At 60.6% G+C, this 14,218-nt stretch carries 10 protein-coding genes; 8 read left to right on the forward strand and 2 right to left on the reverse strand.

The features are described 5' to 3' along the window. Positions 1–17 precede the first annotated feature (17 nt). From corA to EKL02_RS06170, 4 genes are all read left to right on the forward strand, one after another. The gene (gene corA, locus EKL02_RS06155; protein ID WP_128901227.1) at positions 18–983 is read left to right on the forward strand and encodes a magnesium/cobalt transporter CorA; all 966 of its coding nucleotides are present in this window, start codon (positions 18–20) and stop codon (positions 981–983) included. A 2-nt stretch (positions 984–985) separates the two neighbouring features. Further along, the gene (locus tag EKL02_RS06160; protein WP_128901228.1) at positions 986–2,086 is read left to right on the forward strand and encodes a GNAT family N-acetyltransferase; all 1,101 of its coding nucleotides are present in this window, start codon (positions 986–988) and stop codon (positions 2,084–2,086) included. A 147-nt stretch (positions 2,087–2,233) separates the two neighbouring features. After that, complete coding sequence (gene prsT, locus EKL02_RS06165) at positions 2,234–5,011, forward strand: XrtA/PEP-CTERM system TPR-repeat protein PrsT (RefSeq protein ID WP_128901229.1); 2,778 nt, start codon at positions 2,234–2,236, stop codon at positions 5,009–5,011. Positions 5,012–5,450: 439 nt separating this feature from the next. After that, positions 5,451–7,433: an RICIN domain-containing protein gene (locus EKL02_RS06170; protein WP_128901230.1), complete on the forward strand. Its 1,983-nt coding sequence runs from the start codon at positions 5,451–5,453 to the stop codon at positions 7,431–7,433. 80 nt (positions 7,434–7,513) lie between these two features. Here the strand turns inward: EKL02_RS06170 and EKL02_RS18500 are convergent, their stop codons facing one another. Next, positions 7,514–7,852, reverse strand: a complete 339-nt coding sequence (locus EKL02_RS18500; RefSeq protein ID WP_241687804.1) for a hypothetical protein — start codon at positions 7,850–7,852, stop codon at positions 7,514–7,516. A gap of 154 nt (positions 7,853–8,006) precedes the next feature. After that, entirely contained in the window at positions 8,007–8,726 is a 720-nt protein-coding gene (locus tag EKL02_RS06180; protein ID WP_128901231.1) for a TetR/AcrR family transcriptional regulator, read from the reverse strand. A gap of 153 nt (positions 8,727–8,879) precedes the next feature. Here EKL02_RS06180 and EKL02_RS06185 point away from each other — a divergent pair, with 153 nt between their 5' ends. From EKL02_RS06185 to EKL02_RS06200, 4 genes are read left to right on the forward strand one after another with little or no spacing between them, the layout of a single operon-like run. Next, positions 8,880–10,487, forward strand: a complete 1,608-nt coding sequence (locus tag EKL02_RS06185; RefSeq protein ID WP_128901232.1) for a carboxyl transferase domain-containing protein — start codon at positions 8,880–8,882, stop codon at positions 10,485–10,487. A gap of 7 nt (positions 10,488–10,494) precedes the next feature. Beyond that, the gene (locus EKL02_RS06190; protein WP_128901233.1) at positions 10,495–11,295 is read left to right on the forward strand and encodes an enoyl-CoA hydratase/isomerase family protein; all 801 of its coding nucleotides are present in this window, start codon (positions 10,495–10,497) and stop codon (positions 11,293–11,295) included. An 11-nt stretch (positions 11,296–11,306) separates the two neighbouring features. Continuing rightward, positions 11,307–13,295, forward strand: coding sequence for an acetyl/propionyl/methylcrotonyl-CoA carboxylase subunit alpha (locus tag EKL02_RS06195; RefSeq protein WP_128901234.1), 1,989 nt, complete (start codon positions 11,307–11,309; stop codon positions 13,293–13,295). After that, positions 13,292–14,200: a hydroxymethylglutaryl-CoA lyase gene (locus EKL02_RS06200; protein WP_128901235.1), complete on the forward strand. Its 909-nt coding sequence runs from the start codon at positions 13,292–13,294 to the stop codon at positions 14,198–14,200. Before EKL02_RS06195 ends, EKL02_RS06200 begins: the two co-directional genes overlap by 4 nt. The last annotated feature ends 18 nt before the right edge of the window (positions 14,201–14,218 follow it).

Here is a 14,218-nt window from a genome sequence, read left to right on the forward strand (position 1 = left end):
TTCATGGAGCGAGTCTCATGCTGATCAATTGCGCTGCCTACCAGGACGGCCGGAAACTGGCCGATATCCCGGTTGAAAAAATCAGTGATTACATTGCCCGCGGCGATTGCTTCGTCTGGGTGGCGTTGAAGGATGCCGAGCCGGCCGAACTGGAGGTGATGCGGCGAGAATTCGGCTTGCACGAACTGGCCGTCGAAGATGCGCATCATGGCCATCAGAGCCCGAAGGTCGAGGAATATGGTTCCTCGCTGTTTGTCGTGGTCAAGATGGTCGAACTGGTCGAGGGGGTGCTGCAGGTGGGCGAACTCGATATTTTCATCGGCGAGAATTACGTCCTGTCGGTTCGCAGCCATAGCCAGCAGGGATTTCTCGGCGTGCGCGAACGCTGTGAACGCGAGCCGCACCTGCTCGCCCATGGGCCCTCGTTCGTCGTGTATGCGTTGATGGACGCCGTGGTCGACCGCTACTTCCCCGTGATCGAGTCGCTCGAGGATGAACTGGAGCGGATCGAGGACAGCATGTTCGAGCGGGCAGCCGAGCGGTCCAACATCGAGCATCTCTATCAGCTCAAGCGCAAGGTCATGATCTTGAAGCATATCGTGTCGCCCCTGATGGAATCGGTCGGCAAGCTGTTCGGCGGCCGGGTGCCGGCCTTGTTCGACGATTCGCAGAATTATTTCCGCGACGTCTACGACCATCTGTATCGCATCAATAATTCCATCGAAGTCATCCGCGACACCATCAACACTGCGATCCAGGTCAACCTGTCGATGGTGGCCATCGATGAAAGCGTGGTGAACAAGCGCCTGGCGGCCTGGGCGGCCATTTTTGCTGTGGCCACCGCCTTTGCGGGCATCTGGGGCATGAATTTCAAGTTCATGCCCGAGCTTGACTGGAAATACGGGTATCCGGTTGCGCTGGCGCTGATGGTGAGCGTGTGCGGCTACCTGTACATGCGTTTTCGCAAGGCGCGCTGGCTGTAGCCATGAACGATCGCGTCGCAGTCCATCCTGGTTTCGAAGCGTTGCCGGCTACTTACCAGGCGCGGTTTGCCGAAGCCGCTGCAGAGGGGGGATTTTTTTTCAGCCTGGACTGGTTCGCCAATCTGCACCGTACCGCACTGGCGCAGACGGCCGTGCGCATCTACGGCGTGGAGAGCGGCGACGGCGCATTGCGCCTGGCACTGCCCCTGATCCACCGAAAATCCGTTTCCGGATTGGCCGCGCCGCGCGAACTGGCTGCTTGCGCTAATTTTTATTCCTCCCTGTTTGGCCCCATGCTTGCGCCGGATGCGGCGCCGCGCCAGCAGGATTTTTTACTGCTGGCGCAAGCCATCGCCGGCGAGACGCCGGCATGCGACGCCGTCAACCTGCATCCCATGGATATCGATGCGCCTTTCTTCGGCATGTGCGTCGCCGGCTTTCGCCAGGCCGGCATGGCGGTGCAGACCTATTTTTGCTTCGGCAACTGGTACCTGCAAGTAAATGGCCGCAGCTACCGCGAATATGCCGAAAGTTTGCCGTCCCGCCTGAAAAATACCCTGGCGCGCAAGTCGCGCCAGATTGCAGCGAGCCATGATGTGCGCCTGACCATCCTGACCGGCGAGGCGCAGGTGGCAGAGGGGATCGCCGCTTTCGAGCGTGTCTATCGCTCCAGCTGGAAGCCGGCCGAGGCGCATCCCGACTTCATTCCCGGCCTGATCCGCCTGTGCGCCCGCCAGGGCTGGTTGCGCCTCGGTCTCGCGCATGTCGATGGCGAGCCGGCAGCGGCCCAGCTCTGGATTGTCAGCCACGGTGTGGCATCGATCTACAAGCTTGCCTATGACGAGCGCTTTGCCTCCCTGTCGATCGGCTCGCTCCTGACGGCGCACCTCATGCAGCACGTGATCGATGTCGACCGGGTCAGGGAAGTGGATTACCTGACTGGTGACGATGCCTACAAGCGCGACTGGATGTCGCATCGCCGCGAACGCTGGGGCATGATGGCCTTCCAATTGCGCACTCCGCGCGGCTTGCTGGCGGCGGCGCGCCATATCGGCGGGCACCGGCTGAAGCGTTTGTGGCAGCGGCTGGCCCGCTCAAGCTGACATTCTTGCGGCAGTATTTCCACTCGGAAATTTCATTGTAACTTCTTGTTTCCTGATGCATACATTGCTATGGGAAAGCCCGGAAAAATGGTGTAATCTCGCCCACGGGTATTGCATTTATGAAAATATTGCCGAGGTTGAAAGAATATGTCCACGTTCATGATCAAGCGCACCATGTCTCTGACTGCCATCGCAGCCGCCATTGCCCTGGGAGGCAGCCTGGCCGGATGTGGCAAGGAAGATGTGCAAAAGCTGCTGGCCGAAGCCAGGCAATATGAGCAGAAAGGCGAGCACAAGGCGGCCGTCATCCAGCTGAAAAATGCCCTGCAAAAAAATCCTGAAGATCGCGATGTGCGCTACATGCTCGGCACGATCTACCTCAAGACCGGTGACGGCGCCTCCGCAGAAAAAGAACTGCGCAAAGCGGTCAGCCTGGGCATGGATGCCACCCAGGCCTTGCCGGACTTGGCCAAGTCGCTGTCGCTGCAGGGACAATTCCAGAAGGTGCTCGATGAAACGCAGAGCGCCGACACCAAGGCGAATGCCGTCATCGCCAGCCTGCGCGGCAATGCGTATCTTTCGCTCGGCAAGAAAGACCAGGCGCGCGAATCGCTGGAGCAAGCCTTGCTCGCCAAGGCGGACTATCCCGAGGCCTTGATCGGTCTTGCCAGGCTGGCGCTGTCGCAGGGCGACGTGGCCGGCGCCAACCGCCTGATCGAGCAAGCCACCAGCAAAAATCCTCAGCATGTCGAGTCCTGGCTTTTCAAGGGGGATCTTGAACGCGCGCAAAACCGCGTGGATCCGGCGCTGGCGGCTTACGGCCAAGTCCTGGCAATCAAGCCGGGCGACGCCGCCGCGCATATCGCCCGCGCGTATGTCCAGATCGGCAGCGGCAAGCCCAAGGAAGCGCAGGCCGATATTGATGCTGCCAAAAAAACCAATCCGAATGGATTGCTGGTGTTTTATACCCAGGCATTGCTCGACTTTAGCCAGAAAAAGCATGCTGCCGCGCTGGATTCGCTGCAGCAGGTCTTGCGTGCCGCGCCGGAACACATGCCCAGCGTCTTGCTGGCGGGCGCCGTGCAATTTGCCCTCGGATCAAACGAGCAGGCTGAACAGCATTTAAAGAAATATCTCGAACAGCATCCGGGCAACTTGTATGCGCGCAAGCTGCTGGCATCGGCCCTGATGAAAAACGGCCAGACGCCAAGGGCGATTGCGACCCTGGCGCCGGCTCTGAAGGAAGAGTCGAAGGATGCCCACCTGTACATGCTGGCGGGCGAAGCGCACATGCAGGCGCGGGACTTCACCAAGGCAAACGAATACTTTGAAAAAGCCAATGCACTGGCGCCCAACACCGCGCTGGTGCATACCGCGCTGGGCATGAGCAAGCTGGGGCAGGGCGAAAACGAGCGCGCCATCGCCGAGCTGGAAAAGGCTGCCAACCTCGATGCCAGGACACCGCAAGCCGGCATCCTGCTGGTCATGACGCACTTGCGCCAGAAAGAATATGACAAGGCCTTGTCGGCGGTGCTCAAGCTGGAAAAAGAACAGCCGGACAATCCCATTGTCCACAACCTGAAGGGCGGGGTCTACGTCGGCCGCAAGGAACTCGCGAATGCGCGGGCCAGCTTCGAGAAGGCGGTAACGCTTCAGCCTGGCTATTTCGCAGCCGTGCAAAACCTGGCCCAGCTCGATATGCAAAACAAGCAGCCGGAAGCGGCCAGGAAGCGCTATCTAACGCTGCTGGAGCAGGACAAGAAAAACCTCCAGGCCATGCTTGCCCTGGCGAGCCTGAGCCAGGCGCAAGGCATGAATGACGAGGTCAAGACCTGGCTGGAACGCGCCGTGGCTGACCATCCTGATGCCGTGCAGCCGGCGGCATTGCTGGTCGGGCATTACCTGCGCGCCGGTGACAAGCCAAAGGCATTGACGCTCGCCGCCAAACTGCAAAGCACGCATCCGGACGATCCGAAATTTCTCGGCGTGCTGGCCGATACGCAATTGGCCAATGGCGACCAGCGCGCAGCGCTGGAAAGCTTCAACAAGCTTGCCGTATTGCAGCCGGAATCGGCCCAGGTGCAATACCGCATCGCCAGCACGAACCTGGCGATGAAGGATGAGGTCGCTGCCAGGTCAGCACTGAAAAAATCGCAAAATCTCGACCCCGCCTTTTTCCCGGCGCAGCTGGCACTGGCCGGCCTGGAAGTGCAGAAGGAACGTTTCGAGGATGCGCTGGTGATCGCGCGCCAGATGCAAAAGCAAAAAGGCGGGCAAGCGATGGGCCACGCCCTCGAAGGCGACATCCTGATGGCGCAAAAGAAGCCGGCGCAAGCCATCGGTGCCTACGAACGTGGCGCGGCCATCGAGCCGAATGGTTTGCTCTTCGTAAAAATGCACGGTGCCCTGGTACAGGCTGGCAAGGGCGCCGATGCCGATGCACGGATTGGACAGTGGTTGAAGGACAACCCCTCGGACACGCGCGCGCGTCTTTACGTGGCGAATTACAAGCTGCTGTCAAAGCAGAACAAGGCCGCGATCGAACAATTGCAGACCGTGGTCAAGCTTGAGCCGCAAAATGCGCTGGCCTTGAATAATCTGGCCTGGGCGCTGGGGCAGGAAAAAGATCCGCGCGCCCTGCAGTATGCCGAGCAGGCTTACAAGCTGGCGCCTGAAAATCCTGCGGTGCTCGATACCCTGGGGTGGATGCTTGCGGAAAAAGGGGATGTCGCGCGCGGCTTGCCGATGTTGCAAAAAGCCAGCGGCCTGGCACCCGCCTCTGCGGATATCCGCTATCACTATGCGCAAGCGCTGCTCAAGTCAGGCGACAAGGGCCTTGCACGCAAGGAAATCGAACAATTGCTGGTCAATACCAAGGGATCTGCCAAAGAAGAGGAAGCCCGCGCATTGCTGAAGCAATTGTAATTTATCAACGGGATGCTTCTAAGCATCCTGTCAATTCCGGGGCCAGCTCTTCTTGAAAAAAGAACAGTTGGCCTCGTGTCATTTCGGGCCCGTGCAGGGCATTTTTGCTTGATTGCAAATGCATTTTGCCACGCGTTAATCAAGCCCTTTCCTTCTTGATACGTCCGGTTCCTCTTTTATTTCTCTTCTGCCAGCGTTTCTTTCAAGGGCTGCAATACTTTGCAGCTTTTTTCAGCAAATATCCTCCAAGAAATATATCTCGCAGGAACTTAATTCCAAACAGCAAGGTCTGTAAGGGGCTTGTAAGCAGGAAACGATGAATGACAAGCGTCCATGACCCGGACGTAACTCAAAAGAAACATTCATTTTGATAACGCACCCTTTTCAGATTTTTACCTTGTGTAAAGGATTCTGAGGATCATTCCAGGAGCAGAATATTTTGAATCAACTCGTCTCAACTACCCGTCATACCAAGGCCCCTCAAGCGGTCGTCATTACAGAAAAAAAATCGAAGCGCCGCGGCGTTAAAAAGATGCTGGTCGGCTTTACATTTGGCCTGACCGCCATGTCGTCTTTCGCGGTCACCATCGATGAAGTCATTTCCGACATGAGTTCCAAGAGCGAAGTGATCGCCATCGATCCGCGCTACGAATGGCAATACCAGCCGGCGATCGTCATGCATGCGCCGCGCGGCGATGCCATCCCCAGCTGGTGGACCGGTAACCGTCCGACCTGGACCTATGATGTGCTGACCTGGTTCACGACCCAGGAAGCGCAGGGCAATGCCGCAACCAATACCCGCGTTCAGGTTTCCAACCTGCGCTTCTATGTGCTGTCGCAGTCGACCCGCACCTGGAAGCAGCTTGATACCAAGGCCGCCCCGTACTCGGAAGAGTGGAGCTATCCATTCAACTACGTAGGCGGCGGTTCGCCGCGCAACGAATCTACCGGCGGCGTTTCGATCAAGCCGGATTATCCGAACTTCTACCACGGCTACGGCAATCCGATTTCCATCGATCCGACGGATGTGCGTGCCGTGTATGTCTCCATGGATTTCAAACTGGCGGTGGACAACACCAGCAAGCCGGATGACCGCGACAGCGCGAAATACGTCGTGAATGCCGGCGCCGACTACTGGCCGGGCAATGGCCAGGCAACCTGGAGCCTGGGTTATGCGCCGGGCATCGGTACCGGCCGCACCAAGCTGGCGACCAAGGACTGGCGTACCGCGACCCTGATCGTGCCGAACAAGAACTACGGCGCGACGATGGAAGAATTGCGCACCAATCCGCCGCCTTCGGTGACCGGGGGCAGTGGCACGACCGCATCGACGACCACCACCACCAAGGCAGCGGTGACGACCACGGCAGCCACGACCACGACCACCAAGGCCGCCACCACGACCACCAAGTCGGCGACCACGACCACTGGCGGCAGCGTGACCACCACGGCCAGCGTCACTACTACCACGGCGCCGACCAATACCGGCACCTCCGACACCCCGGTGTCGACCACGGCTTATGGCGCGATCATTGCCAAGCATTCGGGCAAGTGCGTGGACGTCTCGGCCAATTCGACCGCCAATGGCGGCGCGATCGTGCAATGGTCTTGCAATAGCCAGGATAACCAGAAGTGGGCCATGCGTGACATGGGCGGTTCGCAGTACCAGGTCGTGGCCAAAAGCAGCGGCAAGTGCCTGGATACCCGCGGTTCGACTTCCAATGGCGCTGCCATCGTGCAGAATGCCTGCGCCAACAGCGCCCAGCAGCTGTGGACGCGCCGCACCTCGGCCAGCGGTCACTCGCAACTGGTTTCCGCCTCGAGCGGCAAGTGCCTGAATGTGCGTGGATTCTCCTCGCGTGATGGTGCCATCATCGAGCAGAACGCCTGTACCAACAGCGACAGCCAGTACTGGACCCTGCCGGCATCGGCGCCGGTGGCAACCACTCCGGCTCCGAGCACGCCGGCACCCGCTACGCCGGTATTGACGGCAGCGCAAAGCGTCACCGCCAAGCATTCGGGCAAGTGCCTGGATCTGGCTGGCTGGTCGACCGCCAACGGCGTGCAGATGCAGCAATGGACGTGCAACAGCGGCACCAACCAGCAATGGCTGTTCAAGGATGTCGGCAATGCGCGTTACCAGATCGTCTCGAAAACCAGCGGCAAGTGCCTGGATGTGAAGGACGGCAATACCGCCGATGGCGCAATAGTCCAGCAGAATGATTGCCAGGCCAGCGCGACCAAGCAGCAATGGACCTTCGTGCCTGAAGCCGGCGGCTACAACAGGCTGAAATCGGTGGCCACCAGCAAGTGCCTGGACGTTTCTGCCATGTCGACTGCAGATGGCGCCAAGCTGGTGCAGTGGAGCTGCGGTGCCACCAACGTTGCAAGCGGCGACAACCAGCGCTGGATGATCAAGTAATCACCTTGGTTGCGCACATTTGATCATGTGCCTGAACCACGCCAGTTTCCTGGCGTGGTTTTTTTTCGCCTGCGGTTGTATCAATGCATTTCGCCCAGCAGCCGATGCGCCAGGGCCTTGGCTTCTTCCAGGGCTTCCTGTGCCGTATCCGACATCGCATTGACGGTACAGGGATCGGCATCGCTGTCTGTTTCTCCCATGGGCATGAGTAAAACCACACCCTGATATTTACCGTTTGGTAATCTCTGGATATCCGCCTCGGCTTTCCAGGCTGCTTTGGTATAGGTGATGGCCGCCATGATGGTATCTTTCACTAGAAACGAATACGCACAAAACCAGCTGGCTGCGCTCGTTTTGGCGTCAAGCCTGCTCGTTAGAGCCAGAAATGTCATGGCGGTTTCAAATTTGATATTAATCAATACTTACCCACAGCAACTGTTATCAAGTCTGTGGATAACTCTGTGGGTGAGTAGGTAAGCCATTGAAATATAAGTAAATATTATCCCTGTCTCGCAAATGCGCAGATGCGCCGCGCCACCTTTGCTGGTACCGGCGCAAATGAAATGGCTGGCTTTATGCGGTTCTGGCTTTGACCAGGGTTTCAAAGCGCTGCATGACATCGGCAACGCCTGCCTGCAGCTGGCGCAATGCGTCCACGTCGGGATTGGGCGGAGCAAAGGCGCTCCATAGCAATTCGGTGACCTGGCGCGCGGCGGTTTCCAGGTTGGGTACACGCCCGCTGGTAATGCAATCCCACAAAATATGTTCCATCGAGCCATAAGCCATGTCGCGCATCAGACGTAACGGCATGTCATTGCGTAACTCCCCGGACGCGCGGGCGGAGGACAATACGCCCATGAGCGGCGCAGTGTAGCGGCGTTGCAGGTCGGCGATGCGTTGTGAAAAGCCCGTGTCCGGGCTGCGGCCTTCACTCAACACCAGTGCACACAAGCCCTTGCCATCGCGGATCAGGGTGTTCAGATGCTTGTAGACAATATAGCCGAGCCTGGCGCGCGTCCCCTGAATCAAGGGCACCTCGTTTTCGAGTTGTGCGCTGATTTCGTCATACCAGTCGCTGATGACTTGCATGCACAGTTCACGTTTGCTGCCGAAATACGTGAAAACCGTTGCTTCGGAAATCCCCAGGCGCTGGGCAATTTCCAGGGTGGTGGATTTTTCGTAGCCGAATTCGGAAAACACGTCCCGGGCGGTGGCCAGTACCGCTTCCACGCGCTTTTGCGATTTGGGCGTCAGGGCAGCGCGACGTTCCTGGAAAGAAGAGGATTTTGACATGGTAAAAATTTTGTGAGTATTGCTCAATTGAGGCTTGCTTAATTTAATTATGCTGATATTATCACGCTAAGAAAAGTGAATTTGAAAAAATCATTTTTGTTTCTGAGTATCACTTATGTTAGGCGAGTGCTCGTCGTTGCCCAAGGAAACCACATGCAAGTCATTAAATCCCAATTGAACCCCCGCTCGGAAGAGTTCCGGGCCAATGCCAAGCAAATGCAAACGCTGGTGGACGAGCTGCGTGCCAAGTCCGCACAGATTGCCAAGGGCGGCGGCGATGCTGCACGGCAAAAGCATCTGGCGCGTGGCAAGCTGTTGCCGCGCGACCGTGTCGATCAGCTGATCGATCCGGGCACACCCTTCCTGGAAATCGGCCAGCTTGCGGCCAATGGCATGTATGACGGCGATGCGCCTGCCGCCGGCGTGATCGCCGGCATCGGCCGGGTGCAGGGCCAGGAATGCCTGATCATCGCCAACGACGCCACCGTCAAGGGCGGCACCTATTACCCGATGACGGTCAAGAAGCACTTGCGCGGCCAGGAAATCGCCGAGCAAAACAATCTTCCCTGCATCTACCTGGTCGATTCCGGCGGCGCTTTCCTGCCCAAGCAGGATGAAATCTTCCCGGACCGCGACCATTTTGGCCGCATCTTTTACAACCAGGCCAACATGTCGGCCAAGGGCATCCCGCAAATTGCCGTGGTGATGGGGTCCTGTACCGCCGGCGGGGCTTACGTGCCCGCCATGAGTGACGAGACCGTGATCGTCAAGAACCAGGGCACCATTTTCCTGGGCGGCCCGCCGCTGGTGAAGGCGGCAACCGGCGAGATCGTCAGCTCGGAAGACCTGGGCGGCGGCGATGTGCATACACGCATCTCCGGCGTGGCCGATCATCTGGCCGAAAACGACAGCCATGCGCTGTTCCTGGCGCGCCGTATCGTCGCCAGCCTGAACCGCACCAAGGCGCCGACCGTGAAGCTCGAAACCTCGGAAGAGCCGCTCTACGATCCCCAGGAAATCTACGGCATCATTCCGACGGACACCCGCAAGCCTTTCGACGTGCGCGAGGTCATCGCCCGCGTGGTCGACGGTTCGCGTTTCGATGAATTCAAGGCGCGCTACGGCACCACGCTCGTGACCGGCTTTGCGCACCTGTACGGCATGCCTGTCGGGATTGTCGCCAACAATGGCATCCTGTTTGGCGAGTCCGCGCTGAAGGGCGCGCACTTCATCGAGCTGTGCGCGCAGCGCGGCGTGCCGCTGCTGTTCCTGCAAAATATCACCGGCTTCATGGTTGGCCGCAAGTATGAAAACGAAGGCATCGCCAAGCATGGCGCCAAGCTGGTGACGGCAGTGGCAACTGCACAGGTGCCGAAGATCACCATGGTGATCGGCGGCTCCTTCGGCGCCGGCAACTACGGCATGTGCGGCCGCTCCTACAGCCCGCGCTTCATGTTCACCTGGCCGAATTCGCGCATCAGCGTGATGGGCGGCGAGCAGGCGGCCGGCGTGCTGGCAACCGTGCGCCGCGAGGGTGTCGAAGGCAAGGGCGGCATCTGGACACCGGAGCAGGAAGAAGCCATCAAGGCGCCGATCCGCGACCAGTTCGAGTTGCAGAGCAATCCCTACTACGCCACCGCGCGCCTGTGGGACGACGGCATCGTCGACCCGGCCCAGGCGCGCCGCACGCTCGGCCTGTCGCTGTCGGCGACGCTGAACGCGCCGATCCCGCAAACCCGCTTCGGCGTCTTCCGCATGTGAGGCCGGCATGACTTATACAACAATCGAAATCGAACGCCGCGGCGCCGCCGACGCCAGCGTCGCCTGGCTCTGGATGAATCGCGCCGAAGTGCACAATGCCTTCGACGAAACCCTGATTGCCGAACTCACCGACGCGCTGTCGGCGCTCGGCGATGACGCCAGCGTGCGCGCCATCGTGCTGGCCGGCCGCGGCAAGAGCTTTTCCGCCGGTGCCGACCTGAACTGGATGAAGCGCCAGGGCAGCGCCCCGGTGGAAGACAATGTCGCCGACTCGCGCCGCCTGGCCGAGCTGTTCCGCACGCTGTCGGAGTGCGCCAAGCCGACCATCGCCCGCGTGCATGGCGCGGCCATGGGCGGCGGCATGGGTCTGGCCGCGGCCTGCGATATTTGCGTCGCTTCGACCCAGGCGTCGTTTGCCACCTCCGAAGTCAAGCTGGGCATCATTCCTGCCGTGATCAGCCCGTATGTGGTGCGCGCCATCGGCGAGCGCCAGTCGTACCGCTATTTCCAGACCGCCGAGCGCATCGTCGCCGCGCGCGCCCGGGAAATCGGCCTGGCCCATGAAGTCGCCGAGCCGGAGCAGCTCGACGCCCAGGTCGACGCCATCGTTGGCGCCTTGCTGGCGGGCGGCCCGCAGGCGCAGGCCGCATCGGCCGACCTGATCCGCGCGGTGGCCAACCGGCCAATTACCGCTGCGCTGATCGACGACACCGCACATCGCATCGCGAAAACACGGGCAACCCCGGAAGCCCGCGAAGGCTTGACGGCGTTCCTCGAAAAACGCCCCGCTGCATGGACAAGAAACTGAGGAAAACAAGCATGTTCACGAAAATTCTGATTGCAAACCGCGGCGAAATCGCCTGCCGCGTCATCAAGACCGCACGCCGCATGGGTATCGCGACGGTGGCCGTGTATTCCGAGGCGGACGCCAACGCGCGCCATGTGCGCATGGCCGACGAAGCCGTGCTGATCGGCGGCGCCGAAGCGCGCGCCTCATACCTGGTGGCCGAGCGCATCCTCGAAGCCGCAAAGCAGACCGGCGCGCAGGCGATCCATCCCGGCTATGGCTTCCTGTCTGAAAATGAAGAATTCGCCGAAGCCTGCGAGCAGGCCGGCGTGGTCTTTATCGGGCCGCCGGCGTCCGCCATCCGGGCCATGGGCTCGAAATCGGCTGCCAAGGCGCTGATGGACAAGGCCGGCGTGCCGCTGACCCCTGGTTACCATGGCGACCGCCAGGAACCGGAGTTTCTCGCTGAGCAGGCGCAAGGCATTGGTTACCCTGTCCTGATCAAGGCTTCCGCCGGCGGCGGCGGCAAGGGCATGCGCCGCGTCGATGCGGCAGCTGACTTCGCTGCGGCGCTGGCATCCTGCAAGCGCGAAGCGATCAACGCTTTCGGCGACGACCACGTGCTGGTGGAAAAATACGTGTTGAAGCCGCGCCACATCGAGATCCAGGTGTTCGGCGATACCAAGGGCAACTGCGTCTATCTCTTCGAGCGCGACTGCTCGGTGCAGCGCCGCCACCAGAAGGTGCTGGAAGAAGCGCCGGCTCCCGGCATGACGCCGGAGCGCCGCGCCGCCATGGGCAAGGCCGCGGTCGATGCCGCCAAGGCAGTTGGCTATGTCGGCGCCGGCACGGTGGAATTCATCGCCAACCAGGACGGCAGCTTCTATTTCATGGAAATGAACACCCGCCTGCAGGTGGAGCATCCGGTCACCGAAATGATCACCGGCCTCGACCTGGTGGAATGGCAATTGCGCGTGGCCTCTGGCGAACCGCTGCCGCTGGCGCAGAGCCAGCTCGCCATCCACGGCCACGCCATCGAAGCGCGCGTCTATGCCGAGGAGCCGGAAAAAGGCTTCCTGCCATCCACCGGGCGCCTGTTGCACCTGGCGCCGCCGACCGAGTCCGATCATGTGCGTATCGACACCGGCGTCGAGCAGGGCGACGAAATCACGCCTTATTACGATCCGATGATCGCCAAGCTGATTGTCTGGGACCACGACCGCGACCAGGCGCTGGCGCGCATGCGCAAGGCTCTGACGCAGTATCGCGTGGTAGGCGTGGCCAACAATATCGAATTCCTGACGCGCCTGGTGACTTGCCCGTCGTTTGCCAACGCCGATCTTGACACCGGCCTGATCGAGCGTGAGGAAGCGACCCTGTTCCCTGCGGCCGCAGCCGTGCCCGAGACCGCCTGGCTGCTCGCCGTGTTGGCGGAATTGCTCCATGAAGCCGGTGCCGCGGAAAAATCGGTCGAGCGCGGTTCGCCCTGGCTTGGGCTGGACGGCTGGCGCCTGAATGGCCGTGGCCAACGCACCATCGCCCTGCGTCATGGCGAAGTGCGCCAGGACGTCGGCGTGACTGCCGCGGCCGGCGGATGGGAACTGTCGGTCGGCGACAGCCGCGTATTTGCACGCGGCGTCCTGCAAGGCAACGGCAAGCTGCATGCCCAACTGGGCGAGCGCCGCGTGCACGCCGCCGTGGTAATTGCAGCCGAGCGCCGTCACGTCTTCGTTGACGGCCGCGCATGGCCGCTGGCGCGCGTTGACAATCTGCATACCGGTGGCGAAGGCGACGAAGCCACCGGCGGCCTGCGCGCGCCAATGCCGGGCAAGATCGTGGCACTGCTGGCGCAGCCAGGCGCCACTGTCGAAAAAGGCGCGCCGCTGCTGGTGATGGAAGCCATGAAAATGGAACACACCATTACCGCACCTGCCAATGGCACCATCAAGGCGTTTTCGTACGCGCCTGGCGACCAGGTTGCCGATGGCGCAGAACTGGTCGAATTCGAGGTGACAGAATGACACGGCAAGTACGCATCGTTGAAGTCGGGCCGCGTGACGGCCTGCAAAACGAGAAGGAAGTCGTCAGCACGGCGACCAAGCTGGAGCTGATCGAACGTCTCGCCCAAACCGGCTTGCAGGATATCGAGGCGGCTTCCTTCGTTTCGCCCAAGTGGGTGCCGCAGATGGCCGACCATGCCGAGATCATGGCGGGCCTGCCTTCGCCGGAACGCTATCCGAACGTGAATTATCCGGTGCTGACACCCAACCTCAAGGGATTTGAGGCGGCGGCTGCTGCCGGTGCCAGGGAAGTGGCGGTGTTTGCTGCCGCTTCCGAGGGATTCTCGCAAAAGAACATCAATTGCTCGATTGCCGAATCGATCGAGCGCTTTGTGCCGATCTTCGAGGCGGCAAAGCAGCAGGGCATCCGCGTGCGCGGCTACATTTCCTGCGTCGTTGCCTGCCCCTACGATGGCCCGACCGCGCCGGAAAAAGTTGCGCAAGTCGCGGCACGCCTGATGGAACTGGGCGCTTACGAAATTTCGCTGGGCGACACCATCGGCGCCGGCACGCCCGCTTCAGTGCTGCGCATGCTCGAAGCCGTCGCGCGCGTGGCGCCGGTCGGCAAACTGGCCGGCCATTACCATGACACCTATGGCATGGCTGTCGCCAACGTGTATGCCTCCTACCAGTTCGGACTGCGCTCGTTCGACAGTTCGATCGCGGGTCTGGGCGGCTGCCCCTACGCCAAGGGGGCGACCGGCAATGTGTCAACCGAAGACCTGGTCTATCTCTTCGATGGCCTGGGCGTGCAGACTGGCGTTGACCTCAATGCCCTGGTGGATTGCGCCGCCTGGATCAGCGGCGTGCTGAATCGCGCGCCGAACTCCCGCGTATCGCGCGCCTTGCTGGCCAAGCGCAACTAGGTCCGGGAGCTTTGCCAC

Source organism: Janthinobacterium sp. 17J80-10 (assembly GCF_004114795.1).
Lineage (GTDB): Bacteria > Pseudomonadota > Gammaproteobacteria > Burkholderiales > Burkholderiaceae_D > Paucimonas.

Excerpts from the sequence above, each read along its gene's own strand:
- corA (WP_128901227.1), top strand. The coding sequence starts at position 18 with ATGCTGATCAATTGCGCTGCCTACCAGGACGGCCGGAAACTGGCCGAT.
- EKL02_RS06160 (WP_128901228.1), top strand. The coding sequence starts at position 986 with ATGAACGATCGCGTCGCAGTCCATCCTGGTTTCGAAGCGTTGCCGGCT.
- prsT (WP_128901229.1), top strand. The coding sequence starts at position 2,234 with ATGTCCACGTTCATGATCAAGCGCACCATGTCTCTGACTGCCATCGCA.
- EKL02_RS06180 (WP_128901231.1), bottom strand. The coding sequence starts at position 8,726 with ATGTCAAAATCCTCTTCTTTCCAGGAACGTCGCGCTGCCCTGACGCCC.
- EKL02_RS06185 (WP_128901232.1), top strand. The coding sequence starts at position 8,880 with ATGCAAGTCATTAAATCCCAATTGAACCCCCGCTCGGAAGAGTTCCGG.
- EKL02_RS06190 (WP_128901233.1), top strand. The coding sequence starts at position 10,495 with ATGACTTATACAACAATCGAAATCGAACGCCGCGGCGCCGCCGACGCC.
- EKL02_RS06195 (WP_128901234.1), top strand. The coding sequence starts at position 11,307 with ATGTTCACGAAAATTCTGATTGCAAACCGCGGCGAAATCGCCTGCCGC.
- EKL02_RS06200 (WP_128901235.1), top strand. The coding sequence starts at position 13,292 with ATGACACGGCAAGTACGCATCGTTGAAGTCGGGCCGCGTGACGGCCTG.